Raw genomic sequence first — 6,603 nt, 5'->3', positions numbered from 1 at the left:
ACACCCGATCCCATTCCGAACTCGGCCGTTAAGTGCCGTCGCGCTGATGGTACTGCGTCTCAAGACGTGGGAGAGTAAGTCACCGCCAGACCTAGTAAAGAACATCAAAACATTCTCTCTGAACGATCTCGAAAAGCACCATTCGGCCTCAAGCAGCCCCCCGGGGGCGACAGGCCAGACAAAATGGCGCGGGATGGAGCAGCCCGGTAGCTCGTCAGGCTCATAACCTGAAGGTCGCAGGTTCAAATCCTGCTCCCGCAACCAACTTCAGCGAACACGCCGCAGCCGCATAGCTCGCGGCGTTCTTGCTGTCCGCAGCCCCCAGCATCGACGAAAGATTGCCCTGAAGTTCGACCGTGTGGCCGATCTTGGCATCGTGCCGCACGACGATACGCTCGAAGAGTTCGTGCATCTCGTCGCTGGCGCGGCCAGCCACCTGCTCGCCCGACAGCGTCTGCACCAGGTTGTCCACGTAGGTACGATAGAGGGCAGGGAGGTCGTTGGGCATCTCGATCTGAACAGGTGCCGCGGCGTCTCGGCTGGCCCTCATGGTTTGTAGTTCGGCGTCTACGACCTCCAAGCGGGCGATAATGACCCGGCTGTAATCGCCTTGCTCGACGGCCTTGACCAGGTTGCGATGCACCTTCTCCTTTTCCCGGATGTGCTTGTCCCGCAACTTGAGCTCTTCCTGTCCCGAGGACGCACTGGCGGCCATGTGCTTCTCGAACTCCGTCCGGAAGCGCTGGAAGGCCTCGTCCTGCATCAGCTCGTCTTGCAGGCTGCTCAGGACCGTCTGTTCGGCGTGATGCTGAAGCAGGCCGGGCATCCCGGAGCAGATCGCCGGTCCTTTCTCCTTCGCATTGGCGCAGTAGTACCGCTTCTTCGGCCCGCTGCCCGCGATGGTCAGCTTGCCGCCACAGATCCCGCATTCCAACAGCCCGGAGAGCAAGTACTTGCGGCGACGCAGTGCCTGGCTTGCTGAGAGGCTGTTGCGATCCTTTGGGGCGGTGTCCGACCCCTTGCGCCGGGTCAGGTTGTCTTGCCGGGACTTCACGGCCTCCCACAGATCTTGGTCGACGATGCGCAGGGCAGGGACGTCCGCACGTTCCCATTGGTCTTCGGGCTGGAGCCTCGAGACCCGCTTCCGTGTGACCGGGTCGAGACTGTAACGGAGGCGGTTCCAGACACGGCGACCAGCATAGAGATCGTTGTTAAGGATCCCGGTCCCGCGGCTGCGATTGCCATTGATCGTATTCTGTTTCCAGTGACCTGAAGATCCACGCTTCGACTCGGCCGAGGGGGAAGGAATGCCGTCCCGGTTCAAGCCTGCGGCGATCTTCAGGGGCGATACGCCGGCAGCGAACTCACGGAAAATCCGGCGGATGACGGCTGCTTCATCTTCTACGATGTCCAAGGCGCCCCGCTCTCCATCTGGCGTGAGAGCCGGGCGGTAGCCATAACTGCGGCCACCGGCGCTTCTCCCGTTGTGCACACGGCCGATGAGCCCGCGGCGCGTCTTGTTTTTCAGATCCTCGAGGAAGAGCGCTCCCATCAGGCCGCGGAACGTCATTTTCATAGCATCCATCTCGCCCTCGCCGAGCGTATGAATCGTCACTCCCAGATGCTTGGTGTGCTTGTAGAGGTATGCGTTATCTTCAAGATCGCGGGTCACCCGATCAATGCTCTCAGCCAGCAGAATATCGAAGCCACCATTGTGAAGATCGGCGATCATGGCCTGGTAGTCCGGGCGCCAGTTGGAAGCGCTTGTCTGCTGTTCGTCGCTGTACTCGCGGACGACCTCCCAGCCTCGCTGCCGCGCGAAGCGCTGGCACAGCCTGATCTGGTCTGGAATCGACATCGGGCTCTGCATGTCCAGCGAATAACGGGCATAGATGGCTGCGCGTTTGACGGTCTTCATGGCTTGCTTCCTTGGCACCCGGACTGCCTCGCCGGATCTGTGTAGTTCACGCTACGCTTGCTGAGGGTCCAGCTTCGGCGCGCGCTCAATTTTGTTGCCGGGTCTCAGGCGCGAGCGTAGCACTGACCATACAGCACCCTGCAAACGCCGCGTGGAGGCGATGACCTCCCGCGCTGCTTGTTCGGCGATGAGTTCGATCAGTTTCTGGAGGTTCATCCGCATCTCCTTCGGCTTGGGGCAACAAACAACCCAGTGCTTGTGAGATAACGGTGGCCGACAGACCCGGACCCGGCTGCGCCCGCGTCGCACCAGCGGCGCGGGCTCTTTCTACCAGTCCTTCATGCTTGCTCAGGAGGGTTGGTGCTCGGATAAGTCACCAGCGACCGAGTCAACTTGTTCACAGTCCCGCTGTTCAGCATCTCCTGCGCGATGTTCTGCGCGAGAGCGTGGATCTTCTCGAACGACGCCAAGTGCTGCCATTCATCGACTTGCTTTTCGAGCCGATCAAGCTCGTCCGCCTGCTGTTCGATCTCCGTTTCGAGCTCGGAGACCATTCTGTCCCTCTCAGCGATCTTCTCGTGCAGCGCGGCGACCTCGATCGACCACTGCATGCGTTGAGCGGTGTGCTGCTTGTCAGCCATGCTCCAGACCCTGGCCCAGAGCGCTGTCATTTCATCCGGCATCTGAGGCACATGTGAGGCCAGCGGATCTTGGTCGTGGCGCTCCTGGGCCCAAGCGTCGAGCAGGGGGGTGATGGTGGAGTAGGAGCCGCCAGTAAGGCCTCGAACCTTCTCTGCCGTCGGATACTCACCGCGAGCGGAGAGCTCACCGGCGGCCTCCCATACGGCTTCTCGTGTTGCTTTCTTTGGTCGCCCAGGTCTGCGCATGTCCACCATCAACTCGAAAGTGTAAAGTAATGTATGCCATTACATTACTAATTGCAGCGGAATTTAGGTACTGCCGTGGCACGCTTGGAAACAAAAAATGGGGCCCATCGGACATCGTTCCGGAGATTTACCGTTGATAGGAAATAGCTCGGGTAAAGCTGCACTTGACGTGGCTGACGGGAACTTCTGCTTCAAGCTCTCGAGACCTCAGCTTACCCGCGCTACGAAGTACCTCGTTCCACCATGCCCTTCGAACCAGTGAAGCGCCGCGCGGCAAAGGCTCACACGAAGCAGGCCTTGGACGCTGAGCGCAGCATCACCGTCCATACGCTTCATACTCGCGGGTGAGGCTTCGGTCGAGGACCAGTTTGGCAGAAGCAACCTGCTTAGTGCGCAGCAGCCGCAAGAAGGTCACGCGTCAGAACGGAAAAATGGCTGGACGCGCAAACTTAAGTGGTTAGGTTGTGCGAGATCAACCAGAAGCTTAACCGTTCTGGATCATGATTTTGCGGCAGGGGATATATGTACCAAGCGGGTGGGACTATTGAAGATGCAGTAGTTGCAATCTCAAAAAACGAGTTTGTGCTTCCTGCAATACAAAGGGAGTTCGTCTGGCGTCCGGATCAGATCGAAAGGCTCTTCGATAGCCTGATGCAAGGCTACCCGTTTGGAACTTTTCTTTTTTGGAAGGTAGAGCCGGCAAACGCTGCGACGTTCAAGTTCTACGATTTTGTTCGTAACTACCATGAAAAGAATGGAGCACATTGCCCTGAGCTCGGGGACATGAAGGGTCGCCAGGTTACCGCGGTTCTTGATGGTCAACAACGTCTCACCGCTTTGAACATCGGATTGCGAGGCTCAATGGCTTGGCGCCTTAAGGGCAAGCGCAGAAACAATCTGCACGCCTATCCAAAAAGGAAGCTATACCTTGACCTTCTTGGCGTCGCTGCTGAGGATGATACGGGAATTGTATACCGATTTAAATTCCTTGACGAAGACGCTGCCAAGGCTGGCGATAGCACGTTCTGGTTTCCCGTTAGTAGAATATTGGATCTCGAAGATGGAAGTGCCATCTATGAGGTAATTGAAGAACGAGATCTTGCAAAAGAGGAGCGAAAGAGAGCCTACAATGCGCTTGATCGGCTGCGGACTGTAATACGGGTTGAACCGCTTATTTCCTACTATGAAGAGAAGAGCCAGCACCTCGACCGGGTTCTTAATATTTTTATTCGCCTGAATTCAGGTGGAACCGTGCTGTCCTATTCTGACCTGCTGCTAAGTATTGCGGTTGCACAGTGGACAAATGTTGACGCACGTAGCGAAATTCATGGCCTCGTTGACGACATTAACGAGATCGGAGCTGGTTTTGCTTTTAATCATGACTTCGTTCTGAAGGCGGGGCTGATGCTGGCAGATACTGCGAGTGTCGGCTTTAAGGTTGACAACTTCACCGCAAAGAATATGGCCATACTCGAAAATCGCTGGAAGGATATTCGAAGAGCGATCATATTGGCTGTGGAGCTAACGGCTTCGTTTGGCCTTTCGAGCTCGAACCTTCGGGCTGAGAGCGCAATTTTACCAGTCGCTTATTATATATTCATGAAGTCACCACCGAACAGCTACCTTACAGCCGCGAAGTGGGGGGGGGACCGGGAAGCTATTCGTTTCTGGCTAATTCGATCTCTTTTGAAGCCATCTGGCATTTGGGGAAGTGGCTTGGACACGTTGCTAACTTCGCTAAGGGAAGTGATCCAGAAGCATGGGGAAGATGGCTTTCCTGCCGATCAGCTGGCGCGGCGTATGGCTCAGAGAGGTAAAGCCTTAAATTTCGACGAGGAGGAGGTCGAGGAACTACTCGAGATGCGCTATGCTGATAAACGCACTTTTCTGCTATTGTCTCTTATGTTCCCTTTTGTAGACCTAAGGAATCAGTTCCACGTCGACCACGTCTATCCAATTTCACGCTTTAGTCCAAGTAAGCTCAAGGCGGCTGGGTATAAGAAGGAAGAAGGAGAGGATCTGCGTTGGCTTGCTGATACCATTCCGAACCTTCAACTTCTTGATGGTGCAATGAACAATGAAAAGCGGGCAAAGTTGCCTGCGGAATGGTTGAGGTTGGCTTGCAAGAGTCGGATTTCCCAAGAAGATTATTGTGCAAAGCATCGACTTGGCACTCTTCCCGAGTGCGTTGAGGACTTCGAGGATTTTGCTGAAAAACGGACCGCATCACTGCGGGAAGTTTTGGTGGGCTTACTAATGGCGCGAAGTAGGGGCATTATGCGGGCTGCTGAGTGAAGATTCACTAAATAGTAAGGGCAAATTTATTTTATCGACTATCTCATATGGTCTTAGTCAATAAATCTATTTGGTGTGAGTTTAGGAAATCGCCCTAAGTCTGTCTTGGTGGTTCGTAGGATTTCTATGCCGCTCCGAAGTCAGAAACCCACGTCCCACTCGCCACGCGGCTTTTCGTCGACATGTGGCAGCTTGGTCTGCAAAGCGGGCCAACACCCCTTGCCGCTGCTTCCTGCAATTGATCGCACCAGCGGCGCTTGACAGGTTGAATGGAGCGGGCGCGCCGACATCCCAGCAGCAGGAGAAGTGTCGCCGGCGCGCCCCGCGCCGCCTGATCCGAGGCGGTGCGTTGATGGCCGGAGATCCGGCCTCAAGGGGTGGCACGCCTTGGAAGGCGTGCCATGTCGGCTACGGGTTCGCGGGGCGCGCCAGCTGCGCGGTTCGCCGTCGGCCCGAGGCCAAGATCTGGTCGAGATCCCGTCGGTCGATGACGGCGTCGATCGCGTCTCGCAGCACCGACAGCTCACCACGGAGCGTCGCCAGCCGGAGCGCCTCCGGCGGCCAATACGTCTCGATCCAGCTGAGGCCCGAGACGTCGCATTCGTCGTCGGACCAATTTGCCACCTGCACGATCAGGCGGCCGATCTCGTCGTTGAGGTCCTCGACGAGTTCATGCAGATCCCACGCCACCGCGGCCTCGAAAATCTCGCGGCGTTCGATCGCGTCGGCGATGGACCGGGCGAGCTGTCCGGATCCGCCATGCAGCCTGACGGCGGAGTTTCCCCGCAGATGGGGCAGGGCGATCCTGCTCTGTGCGAGGGCATGCGCGGCCAGCGCCTCGATCGAGGACAGCTGGGCGGTTGTCGGGGTGCGAGGGCTCATGCGTGATCTCCCGTTTGGAGCGATACAGGTCGGCTTGGATTGCGCGGCTCGACGGTGAAGTCGCGGTCCCGAACGAGGACCTTTCGGCGGAGCGGCACGCGCGTGCGGTGCCTCTCGTTGCGGATGTCGCGCAGCGCGTGAATGCGGCCCCGCACTTCGTTCATGCGCTCGAAGATCTCGCCGTCGATGCGGCCGATCACGGGCGACTCCAACTGCCGGTCGAGCACGAAGCCGCTGTGCGTCAGCGCGACCAGAAGGCGCCGCGCGCCAACAAAGCGGGTGGGCTCATGCAGCCCCGCAGCGATGTAGTCGGCACGCTTGCGGATATGCACCGCGTCGCCGACGTTCGACTTTCGCCGCGAGGTCGTGCCGTAGGCCAGCAGCGCGTAGGTCTGGTCGCCGATCCGCTCGATGTCGAGCACGAGGCAGGGGCGGGCTTTCAGCTTCGCGGCCTCGCCCTCTTCGGCGAGCGGGAACTTGAACAGGACGATGTCCCCGTGGCTCAGATGATCCCGCCAGGCGGCGCTCATCCGCGGGTCGTGTTGCAATATGTCGAGCATGTTCGCTCTCCTTGTCAGCTTGGTTGCCGACACGTCCGAGCGGCCTTCCTCTCTCACCTTT

At 57.9% G+C, this 6,603-nt stretch carries 6 protein-coding genes, 1 tRNA gene and 1 rRNA gene; 3 read left to right on the top strand and 5 right to left on the bottom strand.

The genetic code is table 11. From position 1 onward, the window contains the following. Both rrf and LOS8367_RS09660 read left to right on the top strand, forming a co-directional pair. A 5S ribosomal RNA gene (rrf, locus tag LOS8367_RS09665) occupies window positions 1–91 on the top strand; the annotation flags it as partial. Window positions 92–187: 96 nt separating this feature from the next. After that, a tRNA-Met gene (locus LOS8367_RS09660) sits at window positions 188–264 on the top strand. On the opposite strand, the gene LOS8367_RS09655 is transcribed toward LOS8367_RS09660, so the two are convergent. The 3 genes from LOS8367_RS09655 to LOS8367_RS09650 all read right to left on the bottom strand — a co-directional run bounded on the left by LOS8367_RS09655 (window position 221) and on the right by LOS8367_RS09650 (window position 2,814). Beyond that, complete coding sequence (locus LOS8367_RS09655) at window positions 221–1,858, bottom strand: recombinase family protein (protein ID WP_242665548.1); 1,638 nt, start codon at window positions 1,856–1,858, stop codon at window positions 221–223. The genes LOS8367_RS09660 and LOS8367_RS09655 overlap by 44 nt on opposite strands. A gap of 111 nt (window positions 1,859–1,969) precedes the next feature. Beyond that, entirely contained in the window at window positions 1,970–2,134 is a 165-nt protein-coding gene (locus LOS8367_RS19035; RefSeq protein ID WP_165761429.1) for a hypothetical protein, read from the bottom strand. A 122-nt stretch (window positions 2,135–2,256) separates the two neighbouring features. Further along, on the bottom strand, window positions 2,257–2,814 hold the full coding sequence (locus tag LOS8367_RS09650) for a DNA-binding protein (RefSeq protein ID WP_085896271.1): 558 nt from the start codon (window positions 2,812–2,814) through the stop codon (window positions 2,257–2,259). 513 nt (window positions 2,815–3,327) lie between these two features. Between LOS8367_RS09650 and LOS8367_RS09645 the strand changes: the two genes are divergently transcribed. Continuing rightward, entirely contained in the window at window positions 3,328–5,100 is a 1,773-nt protein-coding gene (locus LOS8367_RS09645; RefSeq protein WP_085896270.1) for a DUF262 domain-containing protein, read from the top strand. Window positions 5,101–5,508: 408 nt separating this feature from the next. On the opposite strand, the gene LOS8367_RS09640 is transcribed toward LOS8367_RS09645, so the two are convergent. Further along, entirely contained in the window at window positions 5,509–5,982 is a 474-nt protein-coding gene (locus tag LOS8367_RS09640; protein WP_085896269.1) for a hypothetical protein, read from the bottom strand. Continuing rightward, window positions 5,979–6,542 (bottom strand): hypothetical protein, encoded by a 564-nt coding sequence (locus LOS8367_RS09635; protein WP_085896268.1) that lies wholly within the window; start codon window positions 6,540–6,542, stop codon window positions 5,979–5,981. Before LOS8367_RS09635 ends, LOS8367_RS09640 begins: the two co-directional genes overlap by 4 nt. Between the last annotated feature and the right edge of the window lie 61 nt (window positions 6,543–6,603).

The organism is Limimaricola soesokkakensis (genome assembly GCF_900172345.1).
Classification (GTDB): Bacteria; Pseudomonadota; Alphaproteobacteria; order Rhodobacterales; family Rhodobacteraceae; genus Limimaricola; species Limimaricola soesokkakensis.
The sequence above is the reverse complement of the archived record's forward strand: the minus strand, read 5'-3'. Positions and strand labels throughout refer to the sequence as shown.